Source organism: Erythrobacter longus (assembly GCF_000715015.1).
In the GTDB taxonomy this organism is placed as follows: domain Bacteria; phylum Pseudomonadota; class Alphaproteobacteria; order Sphingomonadales; family Sphingomonadaceae; genus Erythrobacter; species Erythrobacter longus.
The window spans coordinates 381,007-398,408 of the sequence record NZ_JMIW01000003.1; the positions used below are offsets into that span (position 1 = coordinate 381,007).

The 17,402-nt window shown below is 57.7% G+C and carries 19 protein-coding genes; 13 read left to right on the forward strand and 6 right to left on the reverse strand.

What is annotated here, in order from left to right; translation table 11 throughout:
* Positions 1–13: 13 nt before the first annotated feature.
* Entirely contained in the window at positions 14–493 is a 480-nt protein-coding gene (locus EH31_RS08945) for an A24 family peptidase (RefSeq protein ID WP_034959807.1), read from the reverse strand.
* A 135-nt stretch (positions 494–628) separates the two neighbouring features.
* Here EH31_RS08945 and EH31_RS08950 point away from each other — a divergent pair, with 135 nt between their 5' ends.
* From EH31_RS08950 to EH31_RS17230, 3 genes are all read left to right on the forward strand, one after another.
* A complete protein-coding gene (locus EH31_RS08950) occupies positions 629–1,645 on the forward strand; it encodes an alpha/beta fold hydrolase (protein ID WP_241765877.1) in 1,017 nt (338 codons plus the stop codon).
* On the forward strand, positions 1,642–2,766 hold the full coding sequence (locus EH31_RS08955; RefSeq protein WP_034959809.1) for an NAD(P)/FAD-dependent oxidoreductase: 1,125 nt from the start codon (positions 1,642–1,644) through the stop codon (positions 2,764–2,766). The genes EH31_RS08950 and EH31_RS08955 overlap by 4 nt, the downstream gene beginning before the upstream one ends.
* 65 nt (positions 2,767–2,831) lie before the next feature.
* A complete protein-coding gene (locus tag EH31_RS17230) occupies positions 2,832–3,008 on the forward strand; it encodes a YegP family protein (RefSeq protein WP_081853320.1) in 177 nt (58 codons plus the stop codon).
* A gap of 74 nt (positions 3,009–3,082) precedes the next feature.
* On the opposite strand, the gene rnhA is transcribed toward EH31_RS17230, so the two are convergent.
* Genes rnhA through ispH form a run of 3 tightly spaced genes read right to left on the reverse strand, consistent with a single transcriptional unit; the run spans position 3,083 to position 5,549 of the window.
* Complete coding sequence (gene rnhA, locus EH31_RS08960) at positions 3,083–3,556, reverse strand: ribonuclease HI (RefSeq protein WP_241765878.1); 474 nt, start codon at positions 3,554–3,556, stop codon at positions 3,083–3,085.
* Between the two features lie 18 nt (positions 3,557–3,574).
* A complete protein-coding gene (locus EH31_RS08965; RefSeq protein WP_034959811.1) occupies positions 3,575–4,543 on the reverse strand; it encodes a homoserine kinase in 969 nt (322 codons plus the stop codon).
* 19 nt (positions 4,544–4,562) lie between these two features.
* Positions 4,563–5,549 (reverse strand): 4-hydroxy-3-methylbut-2-enyl diphosphate reductase, encoded by a 987-nt coding sequence (gene ispH, locus EH31_RS08970; protein ID WP_034959812.1) that lies wholly within the window; start codon positions 5,547–5,549, stop codon positions 4,563–4,565.
* Positions 5,550–5,658: 109 nt separating this feature from the next.
* Between ispH and EH31_RS08975 the strand changes: the two genes are divergently transcribed.
* The 9 genes from EH31_RS08975 to tatC all read left to right on the forward strand — a co-directional run bounded on the left by EH31_RS08975 (position 5,659) and on the right by tatC (position 13,433).
* Complete coding sequence (locus EH31_RS08975) at positions 5,659–6,309, forward strand: hypothetical protein (RefSeq protein WP_034960137.1); 651 nt, start codon at positions 5,659–5,661, stop codon at positions 6,307–6,309.
* 192 nt (positions 6,310–6,501) lie between these two features.
* Complete coding sequence (argS, locus tag EH31_RS08980) at positions 6,502–8,253, forward strand: arginine--tRNA ligase (RefSeq protein ID WP_034959813.1); 1,752 nt, start codon at positions 6,502–6,504, stop codon at positions 8,251–8,253.
* Between the two features lie 43 nt (positions 8,254–8,296).
* Entirely contained in the window at positions 8,297–9,049 is a 753-nt protein-coding gene (locus EH31_RS08985) for an SPOR domain-containing protein (RefSeq protein ID WP_241765879.1), read from the forward strand.
* A 136-nt stretch (positions 9,050–9,185) separates the two neighbouring features.
* The gene (gene nagZ / locus EH31_RS08990) at positions 9,186–10,208 is read left to right on the forward strand and encodes a beta-N-acetylhexosaminidase (protein WP_034960139.1); all 1,023 of its coding nucleotides are present in this window, start codon (positions 9,186–9,188) and stop codon (positions 10,206–10,208) included.
* Positions 10,209–10,288: 80 nt separating this feature from the next.
* Positions 10,289–11,074: a segregation and condensation protein A gene (locus tag EH31_RS08995; protein ID WP_051699158.1), complete on the forward strand. Its 786-nt coding sequence runs from the start codon at positions 10,289–10,291 to the stop codon at positions 11,072–11,074.
* Positions 11,074–11,736, forward strand: coding sequence for an SMC-Scp complex subunit ScpB (scpB, locus tag EH31_RS09000; RefSeq protein WP_034959814.1), 663 nt, complete (start codon positions 11,074–11,076; stop codon positions 11,734–11,736). Before EH31_RS08995 ends, scpB begins: the two co-directional genes overlap by 1 nt.
* 115 nt (positions 11,737–11,851) lie before the next feature.
* Positions 11,852–12,088, forward strand: coding sequence for a twin-arginine translocase TatA/TatE family subunit (gene tatA / locus EH31_RS09005; protein ID WP_034959815.1), 237 nt, complete (start codon positions 11,852–11,854; stop codon positions 12,086–12,088).
* Between the two features lie 60 nt (positions 12,089–12,148).
* On the forward strand, positions 12,149–12,568 hold the full coding sequence (tatB, locus tag EH31_RS09010; protein WP_034959816.1) for a Sec-independent protein translocase protein TatB: 420 nt from the start codon (positions 12,149–12,151) through the stop codon (positions 12,566–12,568).
* Positions 12,569–12,578: 10 nt separating this feature from the next.
* Positions 12,579–13,433, forward strand: coding sequence for a twin-arginine translocase subunit TatC (tatC, locus tag EH31_RS09015; RefSeq protein ID WP_034959818.1), 855 nt, complete (start codon positions 12,579–12,581; stop codon positions 13,431–13,433).
* A 6-nt stretch (positions 13,434–13,439) separates the two neighbouring features.
* Here tatC and EH31_RS09020 read toward each other — a convergent pair whose 3' ends face one another.
* Positions 13,440–15,107: an amidohydrolase gene (locus EH31_RS09020; protein WP_034959819.1), complete on the reverse strand. Its 1,668-nt coding sequence runs from the start codon at positions 15,105–15,107 to the stop codon at positions 13,440–13,442.
* 14 nt (positions 15,108–15,121) lie between these two features.
* Positions 15,122–16,021, reverse strand: coding sequence for an NAD(P)-dependent oxidoreductase (locus tag EH31_RS09025; RefSeq protein WP_034959820.1), 900 nt, complete (start codon positions 16,019–16,021; stop codon positions 15,122–15,124).
* A gap of 116 nt (positions 16,022–16,137) precedes the next feature.
* On the opposite strand from EH31_RS09025, the gene EH31_RS09030 reads away from it, so the two are divergent.
* The gene (locus EH31_RS09030) at positions 16,138–17,391 is read left to right on the forward strand and encodes a threonine ammonia-lyase (RefSeq protein WP_034959821.1); all 1,254 of its coding nucleotides are present in this window, start codon (positions 16,138–16,140) and stop codon (positions 17,389–17,391) included.
* The last annotated feature ends 11 nt before the right edge of the window (positions 17,392–17,402 follow it).

The following is a 17,402-nucleotide window of genomic DNA, read 5'->3' on the forward strand; positions in this document are numbered from 1 at the left end:
CAATTGAGCAAAATCAGGCGATTGCGGGGATTTCGCTGAGGCGGGGAATCAGGATCCAGAACGCCCCGATGGCGATTGCGACCCCATAAGGAATGGCGAGCTTCTCTTTTTGCTGGCGCATGGCATGGACGATCGCCATCACAATGGTCAGCGCGCCGCCTGCCAGAGCCATAACCAAGAGAAGTTGCAAAAAGGCGGTAGGTTCAATCCAAAGCGCAAGAGCGGTAAGCAGCTTCACATCACCGCCGCCCATCATGCCAAAGGCGAACATGCCAGCAAACACCGCGAAGGCTGCAACCGCTACGCCCAGTTGGATCGCAACATCCGGCCACAGCGAAAGGCCGCTTGCCCACCAGAATACAGGCGCAACCGCTGCAATGCTCAGGTTCAACCAATTGGAGATCGTGCGCGAACGGATGTCCGTAAATGCGGCATATAGGAGCGCAATTGCCAAGGCAATCAGCAGCCCGTATTGAACAGTGGTCGTTAACATAAGTGCCCCTCGACAAGGTGATCGCTCGTAGCCTGACAAATCCGGCTCGAACGTGTGTCTTGTGAAAGGGTGCTACAGGTGAGTGCTTACTAAATAGTAACCACGATTAAAGGCTTGGACCCTCGCGTTTTATTCATGAGTAAACAAATGACACAGGTTGCTGCGCGCGGGCGCCATGCAGGTGCCCCCATAAATCGGCGGGCAATTCCTCCTGCGGCGACCGAGAGCAAATGGGCTCTTGAAGACGGACATGAGGTTCGCAGGATCGATTGGCCGGGGATCGGGATCGAAGGGAAAGCATCGCCGCGCGGTTCAATTCTGTTTTTGCCCGGACGCGGCGATTGTTATGAAAAATACCTCGAGACGCTGGAGGAATGGCACCGCGATGGATGGCGGGTGACCGCCTCGGATTGGCGCGGGCAAGCAGGGTCAGGGCGTTTGGGAAAAGACGCCTACACTGGCCATATCGACGACTTTTCGATCTGGACTGATGACCTTGCCTTTCTGTGGCGCACCTGGGTGAAGGAAGTTCCCGGACCCCACGTTATTGCAGGCCATTCCATGGGCGGGCATCTGATTATGCGCGCTCTGGTTGATGGCAAGCTCGACCAGGAAGTGGACGCAAAAGCCGTTTTTCTCAGTGCCCCAATGCTCGGTATGCAAGGACCGCCAGTGCCGTTTTTTCTTCAGCACTTTGCGGCAAAACTGATGACTTGGATCGGTGCGCCCACTCGCCAGGCATGGAAATGGAGCGAGAAACCGGGGGAACTTCCCAAGGATCGCATTAATCTTTTGACCCATGACCCGGATCGATATGCCGATGAACAATTCTGGCGCGATACAAGGCCCGAATTGGTGATGGGGCCTGCAAGCTGGCGCTGGGTAGAGCGCGCCTATGCGTCGTGCCGAGCGTTGGATGCTCCGGGTGCAATGGAGCGTGTTGAGGTACCGGTCCTGATCGCGTCCACTGCCAACGACAAGCTGGTCAGCCATGACGCCAATGTGCGCGCGGTGGAGCGACTTCCCAATGGGCGAATGTTCGAACTGGGTGCCAATGCCCACCACGAGGTTCTGCGCGAAACGGATAGCGTGCGCGCAAGCGTGATGGACGCGGTTGCGAGCTTTCTTGACGAGGTTGCGCCGCCTCAATGACCGCACCGTTATACGATTTTGCGGTGATCGGCGCAGGGATGGCAGGGGCCAGCCTTGCCGCTGAACTGAGCCCCTATGCAAAGGTGCTCGTCCTGGAGGCTGAAGAAGCGCCGGGCTACCATTCCACCGGGCGTTCAGCTGCGTTCTGGGAAGAATGCTATGGCGGGCCGGGCGTGGTCCCGCTTACGCTTGCCTCGGGGCGTTACCTGCGGGACAACGGATTTCTGCGCCAGCGCGGCGCGCTTTACATCGGCCGCAGCGAAGACCGCTCAAAGCTTGACGAGTTTGAGCAAAGCTTCGCTGGCAGCGGTGTCACGATTGAGCGGATCAGCGGGGCGAGCGTGCGCAAGCGTGCCCCTTTCCTTCGGGAGGATTGGAGCGATGCAATCTATGAAGAGGCATGCGCTGACATTGATGTTGGAGCTTTGCACCAACACTATTTGAAGGCCCTGAGATCAGCGGGAACCCGTTTAGAGTGCCGTGCCATTGTCGCTCAATTGAGCAGCGAAGACGGCGGCTGGCGGATCAGCACCAGGGATGGTGAGACGTACCGCGCGGCCAAAGTCATCAATGCAAGCGGTGCCTGGGCCGATACCGTGGCGCAATTGGCGGGCGCGCGTCCGATTGGCATTACCCCGTACCGCCGCACGGTCGCACAATTGCGGGTCGAACCCGGCGCGCCCGACGATATGCCGCTTGTCCTCGACATATCGGGGCAGTTTTATTTCAAATCGGACAATGGCCGTCTGTGGCTAAGCCCGCATGACGAAACGCCAAGCGTACCTTGCGATGCGGCACCTGAAGAGATCGATGTTGCCCGTGCAATCGACGCCTTCGAGCGCGCCACCCAGTGGCGTATCAAAGCGGTAGAGCGGCGCTGGGCCGGCCTCCGAAGCTTTGCCCCGGATCGCTTGCCAATCTATGGCCCTGATCCTGACTGCGCGAACTTTCTATGGTTCGCAGGTCAAGGCGGCTTTGGCATTCAGACGGCTCCTGCGGCTGCGAAATTGGGAGCGCAAATCATGCTCGGGCTTGAACGCGATGATCTCACCCGAATGATCGATGCACAAGTTTACAATCCTTCGCGTTTTTGCCGCGAGAAAGCGGCCTGTGCGCTCTAGCCAGACCGTTTCTGATCTGTATGGTGCGGTCCGGCCCAAATCTATTTGAGAGGGAAACCAAGAAGATGGCTCACAAGTTTGAAATTTACAAAGACAAAGCAGGCGAGTTCCGCGTACGCTTTAGCTATAACAGCGAAGTGATGTTCTCGACCCAAGGGTATTCGAGCAAGTCTTCGGCGCAAAATGCGATCGACTCGATCAAGAAAAACGGTCCGGATGCTCCGACCGAAGACAACACCTAAAGGTTCGTCTTTAGCGAGTTCGTAAGCGGGCGTGCCGATGTCGGTGCGCCCGTTTGCTTTCTAGGGTCAGGATCTTAGAGGTTCTCGGCCGCCGCGATCCGGTCCGCTGCATCGCTTGCAAGCTGGTCCACGCGATCATTTTCCGGGTGGCCGGAATGACCTTTTACCCAGTGCCACGACACCTCGTGACGGGCACTTGCATCAATGATGTCATGCCAAAGGTCAGCGTTGCGAACGGGCTTTTTGCTGGCATTGATCCAGCCGCGTTTTTTCCAGCCGTGGACCCATTTCGTAATCCCGTCGATCACATATTTGCTGTCTGAATGCAGGGCGACATCGCACGGCTCGATGAGCGCATTGAGCCCCTTGATGACCGCCATCATCTCCATCCGGTTGTTGGTGGTGTCCAGTTCACCGCCTGACAGCTCTTTTTCGTGCGGACCCATGCGCAGCAACGCTCCCCAGCCACCCGGACCCGGATTGCCTTTGCAAGCCCCATCGGTGAAAATTTCAACGTGTTTGCGCGGTTTTACCATGATTAGGGCCATGTGCCTTAGCCAGCAGCTTTAAGCAAATATATCAGCGCCATGTTCGTTGTAGAAGTGCCAGCGTGAGACAAACTGCATCGGGTCCTTGCGTGTGACCAGCGCATCATCGGGCGTGTCGAGCCAGTCTTCGGCCCGGCTCGCGATGAACCGGATGGTGGCCCCCTTAGCGATTTGTGGCAAAGCGTTTTTCTCTTGGCGGTCAAGCTGGCGAACACTCTGATAACCGGCCAGCAAAGCTTCCCCCAAGCCATGCAAATAGGCGCCGTCTTGGTCGAAACACCACGCTGCGTGAGTGACCGCCAGATCCAGCGCCATTGGCCCTGAACATGCAAAGTAGAAGTCGATGAGCCCTGTAACTTTGTCGCCCAGCATGAGCACATTGTCCGGGAAAAGATCAGCATGGATTTGCGCCTGGGGCAGGGCGGACAGGTCCAATTCAGCAGCTGCGCGCGCTGGGGCCAGGATTTGCGGCAAATCAGGGTCAATTGATGCCAGCGCGTTGGAACCACACCCCTCAAGACACGCCAGATTCTGGCCAAAACCCATCGTGTTTTCGCGCGATAGACCAAAATCCTGGCTCGCCGCGTGAACTTTCGCGAGCGTTTCGCCCACAGCATATGCTTGCCCAGCTTCTGGCTGTGACGGGGAAACACCGGGCAAAAACTCAATCAGAGCAACCGCTTTGCCATCCAGCATCCGAAATGCTGCGCCTTGCCTGTCGTGAATGGTGCGCGGGACCGGGCAATTCCTCGCTGACAGATGATCCAGAAGCCCAAGGAAATAGGGCAGGTCCTCAAGCTCGATCCGGCGTTCGTACATTGTAAGGATAAAGCGCGCGCCTTGGGAGTCTTCTCCCGCGGTTTCAATCAGCCAGTTGGAATTGGAAACACCTTCAGCAATTCCCTTTGCCGATACAAGCGGCCCAACCGGGTAATGCGCGATAAGTTCAGCGAGCTCTTCTGCGCCAAGGTGAGTGTAAACCGCCATTGGAAGGCTTTTCCAGCGTCTACTCGGTCAATTGGCGAGGCAGTTTGAAGACCATTTTCTCTTCGGTGTGCTTGATTTCGCGCTCATTGATGGGGCGTATTCTTGCAAGCGCTTCTACAACCTCGCGCACAAGGATTTCAGGCGCGGATGCGCCAGCGGTCAGACCTATCGTTTCGATGCCATCAAGCCATGCAGGGTCAATCTCATCAGCGCGCTGAATGAGTTTGCCCGGTGTGCCCAGCCGTTCTGCGACCTCGACAAGGCGCAGCGAATTGGACGAGTTGGGCGCACCAACGACCAGCACCAGATCGCAGTCATGGGCGAGCTCTTTGACCGCAGCCTGACGATTTGACGTCGCATAGCAGATATCTTCGGCCTTTGGCCCTCTGATGTTGGGATAACGCCATATCAGCGCATCAATCACTTCGCGCGTGTCGTCCACCGAAAGTGTGGTTTGCGTGAGGTATGCAAGCGGCTCATCGCTCTCAAAGGGAAGCTTATCAACGTCTTCGATATTCTCGACCAGCGTCATTTGACCCGGCGCAACCTGACCCATTGTGCCAATGACTTCTGGGTGACCTTCATGGCCAACAAAGATGATGTGCCGCCCTTTTTCAAGCTGGCGCTCGGCCTGACGGTGAACTTTTGACACCAGCGGGCAGGTTGCATCGACATAGATCATGTTGCGACGCTCTGCCTCGGCAGGTACCGATTTGGGTACACCGTGCGCGCTGAATACAACAGGGGCATCGGTTGGCACTTCGTTCAATTCTTTGACGAAAATCGCGCCTTTGGACTTCAACCCTTCGACGACATATTTGTTGTGGACGATTTCATGCCGCACATAAACGGGCGCGCCGTACCGTTCGAGTGCCTTTTCAACGATTTCAATCGCGCGGTCGACGCCTGCGCAAAAGCCGCGCGGTGCAGCGATCAAGAGGTTGAGCGGTTCAGCCGACAATGGTGCTGCATCGGCTCCGGTGTCACGGGTTATAGGCGCGTTCATATAAGTCCCTCTAGCGCTTTGCTGCACGGCTCGCTAGGGGCTAAAGAGGCTTTGGACAATTTGCGCATCGCCCGCGCAATTTATGAATTTCGAGGGATCACTGGTTACCATGTTGCATCGCAAATCCGCTATTACCGCTCTTGTTGGAGCCGCTGCGCTTGCTGGCTGTGCTGGCGAGGGTGATCTTGTGATCGATCAGGGCGTTGGCATCACCGCTGTGCTGTCGTCGTGTCCATCTGTTGGCATTCCTGATTTCACAGGCGATGTGACCACGTTTCGAGCAAGCGGTGATCAAACCGCGAGCAACCTGGATGTGAGCGCAGCGATGACCAATCTGCGGTCAACCTGCAACGACACCGGCGACAAAGTCTATTCCGAGGCAACATTTGACGTGCTTGCGCGGCGGACGGATACACGCGGCGCACGCACAGTGACGCTGCCATATTTTGTGACTGTCCTTCAAGGAAGCAGCGCGGTTGTGACCAAACGCGTGGGCGAAGTCACTGTGACATTTGCCGACGGCCAGGACCGGGCGCAGGTAAGCGGTAAGGCGGGTTCTTTCATCGACCGTTCTGCCGCCACTCTTCCAGAAGACATTCGTGAGCGTATCACGCGCAAGCGACGAGCAGGCGATGTCGATGCAGCGCTTGATCCGCTGTCTGACCCCGAAGTGAAAGCGGCCATTCAGCGTACCCGGTTTGAGATGCTGGTAGGCTTCCAACTGACCGAATCGCAACTGGCGTACAACGCAACGCGTTAAGGTTTGTGTTCGCCCATCCGGGCGAACTCCTCGGTGCTATCCCTTTCCCCTGAAACAAGTTCAGGGTGCGGGGGCACCTGTGGGCGGCCGGTCGGCCTTGCGACGCATGGTGCGTCGTTTTGGCGCTCTGGTCTTAGGCCGGTGCCCTTTCCCTTTTCCCTTTCTCCCCTTTGCGCTAACGGCGCATGCGAGATGACAGATATGCAAACTCTTTACACAGCCTTTGGCGGCACAATTGAAACTGCGCTTAAGGCGCTTGTGACGGACGGCGTTCTGCCCGAAGACGCCTCGTTCAAGAATGTGACGCTAGAACCCCCGCGCGACCCTTCGCACGGCGATCTGGCGACCAACGCAGCGATGGTTCTGGCAAAGCCTGCCAAGACCAATCCGCGCGCGCTGGCTGAGGCTCTTGTGACCAAGCTAGAGGCAGCTCCAGGCATTGCCAGCGCCGCAATCGCGGGGCCCGGCTTTATCAACCTCACGCTCGACCCGCAGGTCTGGCTCGATGAACTGGCAGCGATTACTGCTCTTGCCGATGACTATGGCCGTTCCACCATGGGCAAGGGCACGCGCGTCAATGTCGAATACGTAAGCGCCAATCCGACCGGTCCCATGCACATGGGCCATTGCCGCGGAGCAGTTGTCGGTGATGCGTTATCGAGCTTGCTTGAGCTTGCCGGACACAAGGTCACGCGCGAATATTACATCAACGATGCGGGCGGTCAGGTCGACACGCTCGCCCGGTCTGCGCACCTTCGTTACCGCGAGGCATTGGGCGAAGACATCGGCGAAATTCCCGAAGGATATTACCCCGGCGATTACCTGAAGCCGATTGGCGAATATCTGGCGCAGGAATTGGGCGACAAGCACAAGGACACCCCCGAAGCCGAGTGGCTGCCTTACTTCCGCGCCGAAGCGGTTGAGAAGATGATGGATCTGATCAAGGCCGACCTCGCCCTGCTTGGCATCCATCACGATGTCTTTGCATCCGAAGCCGCATTGCACGCCGCCGGAAAACCCGATGAGGCGGAAAAATGGCTGCGTGAACAAGACCTTGTCTATGATGGCGTGCTCGAAGCGCCGAAGGGCAAGGCACCGCCAGAAGATTGGGAGCCGGTCGAGCTGCCCCTCTTTCGCTCGACCAAATTTGGCGATGACCAGGACCGCCCGATCAAGAAATCGGACGGGAAATGGACCTATTTTGGCGCAGACCTCGCCTATCACATGCAGAAGGCGGAAAGCGCCGATGAGCTGATCGATATCTGGGGCGCGGACCATGCGGGCACCGTCAAACGGATCAAAGCCGCTGTCGCTGCTCTTTCCGAAGGGAAGGGCAAACCAACACCGTTCGACGTGAAGCTGGTCCAGATGGTTCAGTTGATGCGCGGCGGTGAACCTGTCAAAATGTCCAAGCGTTCCGGTAACTTCATCACGATTGCTGACATGATCGAAGAGGTCGGCCGCGATGTTGTGCGCTTCACCATGCTGACCCGCAAACCCGAAGCGCAGATGGAATTCGACTTTGCCAAAGTGGTAGAGGCGTCAAAGGACAACCCTGTCTGGTACGTCCAATATGCCCACGCACGGATTCAATCGACTCTGCGCAAGGCATTGGAAGATGAGGGCTTTTCGCCTTCCTCTGACGCCATTGCCGATCTGGGTGATGAGGAACACGCGCTCATCAAACGCGCCGCGCAATTCCCGCGCGAGGTGGAAGCCGCCGCCAAAGCGCGTGAACCGCACCGCATTGCCTTTTACCTCTACGACTTGGCAACCGACCTTAATGCCTTCTATTCTTTGGGTAACACTGACACGCAAAAACGCTTCATTGTGAAACAGGATGCGCGTTTGTCACAATCGCGGCTTTTCCTGGCCGCAGCAATCGGGCAAGTTCTGCGCAATGGCCTGCGCGTTCTTGGCGTGGAGGCAGTTGACAGAATGTAGTGGGTCAGGCGGTTACACGTCTGAATTCCAGGGGAACAAAGCCGTGATTATCGACGCTGAATTTGAAGAAGTCGAAGGCAATGATGGGGAACTCGACCTTTCACAGGACGACAGCCTTCCTTGGCTTGAGGCTGATGAGGACGACGATGGCGCAGGCGGCGTCGACAACACGCAGATCATCATCCTTGCGCTTATCTTGCTGGGCATTCTGGCTTTGGCAGTGGGCACGGTTTGGATTTTCGGCAGCAAAGTCACCGATGGCGCAGCTGTCGCTGATGGCAGCGTGATTGAAGCGCCCGAGGGGCCCTATAAAGAGCGTCCGGATGATCCCGGTGGTAAGGAATTTGCGGGCACTGGCAATGTCGCTCCGGTGGTCGGCGAAGGCGGCACACCCGAAGGCGTTATGGACACCGATGGCAATGGCTCAGCCGTTTCAGGTGCTGATTCAGGTGCAGGAACAGGGGCAAACAATGGCGAAGCAGGCTCTGCGACCGCAAACGCAGCAGGGGCAGGTGCTTCAGGTCAGTCGGGCGCGCAATCGGGTGCCACTACATCGCGCAGCGGTGTTGGCGTCCAACTTGCCGCGTATTCCTCAAGGGCTCGTGCCGAACAAGGTTGGAATGAGCTCAGCCGCCGGACCGATGCCTTGTCTGGGCTGCGTTATCGCATTGAAGAGGGCGTGGTCGATATTGGCACTGTCTATCGCCTCCAGGCAGTGACCAGCGACCGTGCGACTGCTGATCAGCTTTGTGCAAAGCTCAAATCCGCGGGCATTGATTGTCAGGTTAAGGGATAATCTGGGCTGATTTTTGGGGGTGAGCGGGGGGTTTTCCGCGTCTTTTCACGCCTTTCCACGTCTTTCCCCGCAAAAACCCCACAATGGATGGTTACTGCGCTTGCCTGATCAGGCGGCGCCTGCAAATCTGCGTTTCATGGTCCCGGCAATATTTGGATGTTCTGGCACAAAGCTGACCGCAGAAGAGCGCGCGTTCTTCCGCGAGGCTAATCCTGCGGGCTACATCCTGTTTGGCCGCAATTGTGAAACGCCTGAGCAACTGCGCGCATTGACCGATGAACTGCGTGAACTGCACGGGCGCGATCATCTCCTCATTTCGATAGATCAGGAAGGGGGCCGCGTTGCGCGCCTTCGCCCGCCGCATTGGGCTTCCTATCCAAGCGGAGAAGCTTTCGATCAGCTTTATCAAATCGCCCCGGCAAGCGCGATCGAAGCGGCTCGTGCGGGCGCGACGGCCATGGGGCTAGAGCTGTCGGCGATGGGTATAACGGTTGATTATCACCCGCCTTTGGACCTTCGCCAGAAGGGGGCTCACGACGTTATTGGTGACCGGTCTCTAGGCCATGATCCGATGCAAATTGCCGCGATTGGCCGCGCGATCCTCGATGGATTGGCAGCAGGCGGCGTCACCGGCTGTATCAAGCATATGCCGGGTCACGGCCGGTCCAGCGTCGACAGTCACAAGGAAATGCCCACCGTTCACGCGAGCGTCGAGGAATTGGAGAGCGACCTTGCCCCGTTCCGCAAACTCAATTCCGCTCTGATCGGGATGACGGGCCACCTCAAATTTCCGGTCTGGGATGCCGAAGCGCCTGCGACTCTCTCCAAGACTATAATTGAGGACATCATTCGCGGCGAAATCGGCTTTGACGGGCTGCTCCTTACCGATGACATCGATATGGAAGCGCTTGATGGGACAGTCCCCGAACGCGCAGAACGGGCCATTGCGGCAGGATGCGATATCGTGCTGAATTGCTGGGCAAAGATGGATCATATGCAAGGCATTTGCGAGCGTTTGCCAAGCATCTGCGAAGCTGCGGCAGAGCGGCTTGATCGTGCGCTTGTGGGCACGCGGGTCGCTGACACTGTCGCTGAGGAGGCAAGCGATCTTCTGGCCAAGCGCGATGAGCTTCTCGCCCTTGTGGGGAAGGCCGCGTGAGCCCGCCGATGACGACCGAGGCAGAAGACGGCTTTATGCTCACCGGCGGCGGCATGAATGCCTCTGAACCGGGCGCGATCATGCCTGATGGCTGGGACGATGATCCGGCTAAACAGGGCGCAAAGCCCGGCGAAGAAGCGCTCTATCTTGAGCTTGACGGATGGGAGGGCCCACTTGATCTGCTCCTCGACCTTGCGCGGCGGCAAAAGGTTGATCTGAAACAGATTTCGATCCTTTCCCTTGTGGATCAATATCTCACTTATATTGAGCGGGCACAGGACCTTCGGCTGGAGCTTGCTGCCGATTATCTGGTGATGGCAGCGTGGCTTGCCTTCCTCAAATCGTCACTCCTTTTGCCCAAGGATGAACAGGAAGACCCGAGCCCCGAGGAGCTCGCTATTCGGCTGCAATTGCGCCTGCAACGCCTAGGAGCAATGCGCGAGGCGGCGGCGCGGCTTTTGGGGCGTGACAGGATTGGCCGCGATATCTTCCTGCGCGGCGCGCCCGAAGGATTGCGCACTGATCGAAAGACCTTGTGGAAGTCGGACACCTTCTCGCTAATCCAAGCCTATGGTCAGGTAAAAGCGCGCACCGCGCCTCGCATCTACCACGTATCTGACCGCCCGGTTATGACGCTGGATAGCGCGCTTGATCGCGTGTCGGCGATGTTGGGCGTGACGCTCGACTGGATGGAAATTCGTGATTTCCTTCCCAAACACGCCGGGCCTGCCTTGCGCAAATCTGCGCTTGCCTCCAGCTTTGTCGCTGCATTGGAGCTTGCCCGCCTTGGCCGGGCAGAGCTTGAGCAAGAAGGCGCGTTTGCACCCTTGCGTATCCGCCGCCTTAAAGAGCGAGTGGAAGGCTGATGTCGGAGGTAGATGGCGAAATCGGCGGCGAACCGGATGAGCTTGAACGCGGCCTTGAGGCGACCCTGTTCGCCGCCGAAGAACCGCTTACCGTCGATCAAATCGCTGCGCATCTGGGGGATTGCGACAAGGCAATTGTGCGCGACGGGTTAAGCGCGCTGGCGCATCATTATAAAAATCGCGGCGTGCATCTGGTTGAACGGGGTAAGCGCTGGCACTTTGAAACAGCACCCGACATGGCGCACCTCTTGCGGCGCGAAAAAGAGCAGGTTCGCCGCCTGAGCCGCGCCGCGACCGAGGTGCTCGCAATTGTCGCTTATCACGAACCCGTCAGCCGGGCAGAGATTGAATCGATCCGGGGGGTGCAGACAAGCTCTGGCACATTGGATGTGTTGATGGAGGCCGGTTGGATCAAGCTGGCTGGCCGGCGCGAAGTGCCCGGACGCCCGGTAATCTACGCAACAACGCCTGATTTCCTCGACCATTTCGGGCTTTCGTCTCGGCGCGATTTGCCCGGCATTGACGAACTGCGCGCCTCTGGCCTGCTCGACCCTGTAGATGACGCGTTTGAAGACGCGATGTCGGCAGGTGACGACGATGGCGAGGCCGAAGAGACGTGCGAGGCGGCTGACGAAGGCTCCGAGGATCATGAGCTAGACTGATTTTCTGCTCGCGTTTTCATAAGAATTGAGGCTCTCACTGGCGTGAACGCATCAGTGCGCCTATATTGGGTTGCGCAACCCCCGTCCTGCAAAGGGCAATAAAGAAAGAACTCCTATGTTTGGCCAAGTCGGTATCTGGCAAATCCTCATCCTTGCGGTGGTCATTTTGGTCCTATTTGGTCGCGGCCGCATTTCTGAAATGATGGGCGATTTTGGCAAGGGTATTTCCAGCTTTAAGAAGGGCATGAGCGAGGACGACACGTCCAAGGATTCAGCGAAAGCCCAGATCGAATCGCCCGCCAAAGACGCGAGCGAAACCAAGACAAGCGACAAGAGCGAAGCCTCTAATTGACGCACTTAATGGGCGCGCATGACCCGCGCGCCCTACGCCTTTTGAAAGTCCTTTCAGGCAATGTTTGACATCGGCGCAGCAGAGCTTTTGGTGATTATTATCGTCGCGGTCCTCGTGATCGGACCGAAGGATATGCCTTTGGCTATGCGCCACGCGGGCCGCTGGATCGGCAAGGTTCGCCGCGTCTCCTCCCACTTTCGCACCGGTATCGACGCCATGGTGCGCGAGGCCGAACTTGAGGACATGGAGAAGAAGTGGAAAGCGCAAAATGAGGAGATCATGAAGCGGTCTGCGGCCCAAATGGAGGCGGAGAAAGGGGAGCCGGTGATGACTGGGCCGCCGCCAGTTGCTGCTCCTGCTGCTGATGCACAAAGCGCGGTTACCGAAACTGCGACCAGCGTCGAGCCTGTGCCAGCCCCTACCAAACCAAAAACTGCCGAACCAACGCCGCCGGAAACACCGGCCAAGCCCAAGGAATAGGTGCGCGGCAATGGCGTTTGAAATCAAAGATATCGACGAAACCAGAGCACCATTGCTCGATCACCTGATAGAGCTGCGAAGCCGTTTGATGCGCGCGATCTTCGCGCTGCTTATCGGATTTGGCATTTGTTTCTATTTCGCCGACCCTATCCTTGGATTTCTGGTCCAGCCTTTGAAAGATGCGTTCCCTGAAGGAGAAGGGCAGCTGATCTTCACCAAGCTTCCCGAAATCTTCTTCGTAGAGCTTAAGATCGGCCTTTTCGCAGGCTTTATGGTGAGCTTCCCAATCATCGCAAACCAGCTTTGGGCGTTTGTGGCCCCTGGTCTTTATGCGCAGGAAAAGAAGGCGTTTTTGCCATTTTTGATCGCGACACCTGTGCTCTTCATAGGCGGCGCGGCGCTGGCCTATTATGTGGTGATGCCGCTTGCGTTCCTGTTCTTCCTTGGATTTAGCGGTGAAGCAGGCGGGCTTCAGGTTCAGGCGCTGCCATCAGCGGGCGACTACCTTGGCCTAGTGATGCAGTTCATCCTCGCCTTTGGCCTCACTTTCCTGCTCCCGGTCCTGCTTATGCTGCTCCACCGCGCAGGGATTGTGACCCGCGAACAATTGGTTGCGGCACGGCGTTATGTGATCGTCGGGATTGTTGCGCTCGCTGCCGTTGTGACACCGCCTGATCCGGGCACACAGGTGATCCTCGCAGTGCCGCTGCTGCTGCTTTTCGAAGGCTCGCTCTTGCTGATGCGCTTGCAAGATCGCTCGAAGCTAAAGAAGCAGGCCAAGGATGATGCCAAAAACGAAGCCGAGCCCGAGCCCGAGCCCGATACTGGGGCCAATTCAGGCGCAAGCGACCAACCAGCCGAATAACTCGGTTTAGCGAGCAAACACGCGCTTTCCTGCAAGATACACTTCGCGCACTTCAGTCTCGCGAATATCGCTGGGTGAGGCGAGCATTGGGTCGCGGTCCACGAAGATAAAGTCTGCGCGTTCACCCGGCACTAACCGCCCGAATTTCCCTTCCGCAAATCCGGCATAGGCTGCGTCAGAGGTGAAGGCGGCCAAGGCTTGTTCCCGGCTCACCGCTTCATGTGCGCGCCAGCCGCCGAATGGCTTGCCGTTTTTGTCAGTGCGGCTGATGGCAACGGCTATGCCTGCAAAGACATCGGCAGGCTCAACCGGCGCATCAGAACCAAAGGCAATGCGGCCGCCTACGTTGATAATGCTTTTCCAGGCGTAGGCACCGCCCAAGCGATCTTCGCCAAGGCGCGCTTCGGCCATAAACATGTCGCTGGTCTGGTGGAGCGGTTGCATGGAGGCAATCGTGCCATGTTCGCCAAATCGGGGAAGGTCGGCCGGATCGACAATCTGAGCGTGCTCAATCCGCCAACGCCGGTCGCCTTTGTAGGTTTCTGAAAGTTCAGCGATTGCGCTTAAAACATCGGCGTTGGCTGCATCTCCGATCGCGTGGATGGCGGTTTGGAAATCATCCATCGCAGCGCGGCTCATCCGGTTGCGCAATTGCGCAGGCGATGTGATCGCAATGCCTCTGGTGGTGGGTTCATCATGATAGGGCTCTTTCAAAGTTGCCCCGCGCGATCCCAGCGCGCCATCGACGTAAAGCTTGATCCCGTTAAGTCGCAGCTTGTCATCGTAAAGCCAAGGCGTTGGGCCTGGACCTCCGATAAGCTCCATCACCTCTGGGCTATCGGCATAGGACATGATGCGGATGCGAAGGTCACCCCGGTCGGCAGACCTGCGGAACGTCATCCAATCGACCACCGGCGTTCCCATATCGGCGACCGCCGTGATACCGTTTGCGAGCAATCTTTGCTGCGCCATGGCAAAGGCCGCATCGCGGTCTTCGGGGCGGGGGGCGGGCACGCTGTCGCCCACGAGGGGGATTGCGTTGTCGATGAAAATGCCGGTTGGATTGCCATTCTCATCGCGAATGATACGGCCGCCATCGGGGCTCTGCGTGTCCGCTGTGATCCCGGCGCGCTCCATCGCGATGCTGTTCGCCCAATTGGCGTGATTGTCGGCGCGCTCCAGCCATACGGGGCGATCAGAGACCACCGCGTCCAATTCAGCAGCAGTGGGAAAACGGCCAAGGCCCCATTTTTCCTGGTTCCAACCGCGCCCGATGATCCACGGCCGCCCCTGATTGGCCTCGGCAAACTCAGCCACCTTGGCAAGCGCTTCTTCGAGGTTGTTCGTGTCTGACAGATCGAGGGTCAGCGCAGCAAAACCGATGTCCATAACGTGCACATGCGCATCGATCAGGCCCGGCATCATCACCTGCCCTTCGCCGTCCATCGCAAACTCGATGCCCTCAGGCCGATCTTCCCCGCGTTCCAGAACATGGGTGATGAAGCCGTCGTCATCGAACACCAGCTGGGTAAAGCGCTTAACTTCGCCTGCCTCGTCAATGGTTACCCCATCGACATTATAGACGAGCGTATCAGCAAAAGCGGGGCTCGCGACAAAGGCGACGCTTGCGGCGACGCTTGCGGCGACGCTCGCGGCAAGGAGTGAACGGATCATGGAAATTCTCTGCATTAGATGTTCGCTTTTGGAAGGCGTGAAATAAGCGCGCTTGTGTCGTGGCGGTTGCCGCCTGAGGCTTGCACCTCTGCATAAAATTGATCGACTAGCGCGGTGATCGGGGAAGACAGACCAAGGCGCTTTGCTTCGTCAAGGGCATAGCCCAGATCCTTGCGCATCCAATCAATGGCAAAGCCAAAGTCGAATTCGTCCTTCGTCATGGTGGCCCAGCGATTGTCCATCTGCCAGCTTTGCGCAGCACCGCCGGAAATCGCTTCATAGGTCTTGCCAAGATCAAGCCCTGCGCCTTGGGCCAGCCGGATTGCCTCGGAAAGTCCGCCAAGAACGCCCGCGATACACATTTGATTGGCCATTTTCGCGGTTTGTCCAGCGCCGGTGGGACCCACATGGACAATGGATTTGGCATACGGCTGCATCACGGGATTGGCGCGTGCCATCGCCTCGTCCGAGCCGCCGCACATGATCGCAAGCTGGCCATTTTCAGCGCCGGCCTGACCGCCACTGACCGGGGCATCGACGAAGGCAATGCCTTTTGCCGCACAAGCCTCGCCCAATTGGCGTGCCATATCGGCAGAGGTGGTGGTGTGGTCGATCAGAAGCGAGCCTTCTGGCATGGTCTCCAGAACGCCGCCGGTTGCTATAGTGACGCTTGCCAAATCCTCGTCATTGCCAACGCAGGTGCAAACGACATCTGCCCCCTTGGCAGCATCCGCAGGCGTTTCGGCGAATGCGACGTTAAGCCCATCATTCTGCCAGCTTTTGCGCCAGTTTTCGGCACGCTCAGGTGAACGGTTATAGGCTGTGACATTGAACCCGGCACGGGCCAGATGTCCCGTCATCGGCCCGCCCATGACGCCAAGCCCGATAAAGGCGATCTTTATGCTCTTATCCATATGCGTGGCACCTAATAGCTTTGCGACACATTTGCCAAGTCAATCGCGCCCACTCAATCACCCCTACTCAATCATGGTTGCTCTCGTGATTGCGAGGGCTTAGGGCGTTGCGCGTTATGAATGCACCAAACGCAAGCCTCACCGCAGGGCCAACGCCTGCCGACTTGACCCTCGACGATGTCCGCGCAGCCGCTGCCCGGATCGAAGGCTCGGTTGTCAAAACACCGATGATGCATTCGAAAACCCTGTCAGAGATTACGGGCGCGGAAATCTGGCTGAAGTTTGAAAACCAGCAATTTACCGCTGCCTATAAAGAGCGCGGCGCGTTGAACGCGTTGCTGCATTTGACCGAAGAGCAAAAGAAACGCGGCGTTATCGCAGCTTCGGCTGGCAATCACAGCCAGGGCCTTTCCTATCACGGCACCCGTTTGGGAGTGCCTGTTACCATCGTGATGCCAAAGACGACGCCGACGGTGAAGGTGATGCAGACCGAGAGTGTCGGTGGCAATGTGGTGCTGGAGGGGGAGACCTTCGACGATGCCTACGCCTATGCGTGCGAGCTCAAGGAAGAGCGCGGCCTGACTTTTGTTCACCCCTTTGATGATCCCCACGTAGCCGCAGGCCAAGGGACCGTCGCGCTTGAAATGCTGGAGGTGAAGCCTGACCTTGACTGCCTTGTAACCCCGATCGGTGGAGGCGGGTTGATTTCCGGCATGGCCACTGTTGCTCGCGAACTAGCGCCAAATGTCGAAATCGTTGGTGTGCAGGCGGGACTTTACCCAAGCATGTTTGCCAAGCTTAAAGGCGAGGAAATGGCCTGCGGCGGCGACACCTTGGCAGAAGGCATTGCGGTTAAACAACCGGGCCACTTCACCTCGCAAGTGATCGCTGAAAAGGTCGATGACATTTTGCTGGTTGATGAGCCAGAGCTGGAAAAAGCAGTCTCGCTGCTGCTCCAGATTGAGAAGACTGTGGTCGAAGGGGCAGGGGCTGCGGGTCTTGCCGCAGTGCTTGATAATCCAGAACGGTTTGCGGGCAAGAAAGTGGGCTTGGTTTTGTGCGGCGGCAATATCGACACGCGTTTGCTCGCCAATGTGCTGCTGCGTGATCTCGCACGGCAAGGGCGTCTGGCGCGTTTGCGGGTGACTTTGCAGGACAGGCCCGGCGCATTGTTCAAAGTGATGCGGCTGTTTGACGAGCATAATGTCAACATCATCGAAATCTATCACCAGCGCATCTTCACAACGCTTCCCGCAAAAGGGCTCATCACCGATATCGAGTGTGAGGCGCGCGATGCTCAGCAAGTAGAACAGTTGGTGCAGGCTTTACGCGAGGCGCGTTACCACGTGGATGTCGTTGAATTAAACTGATTCGATGGCCG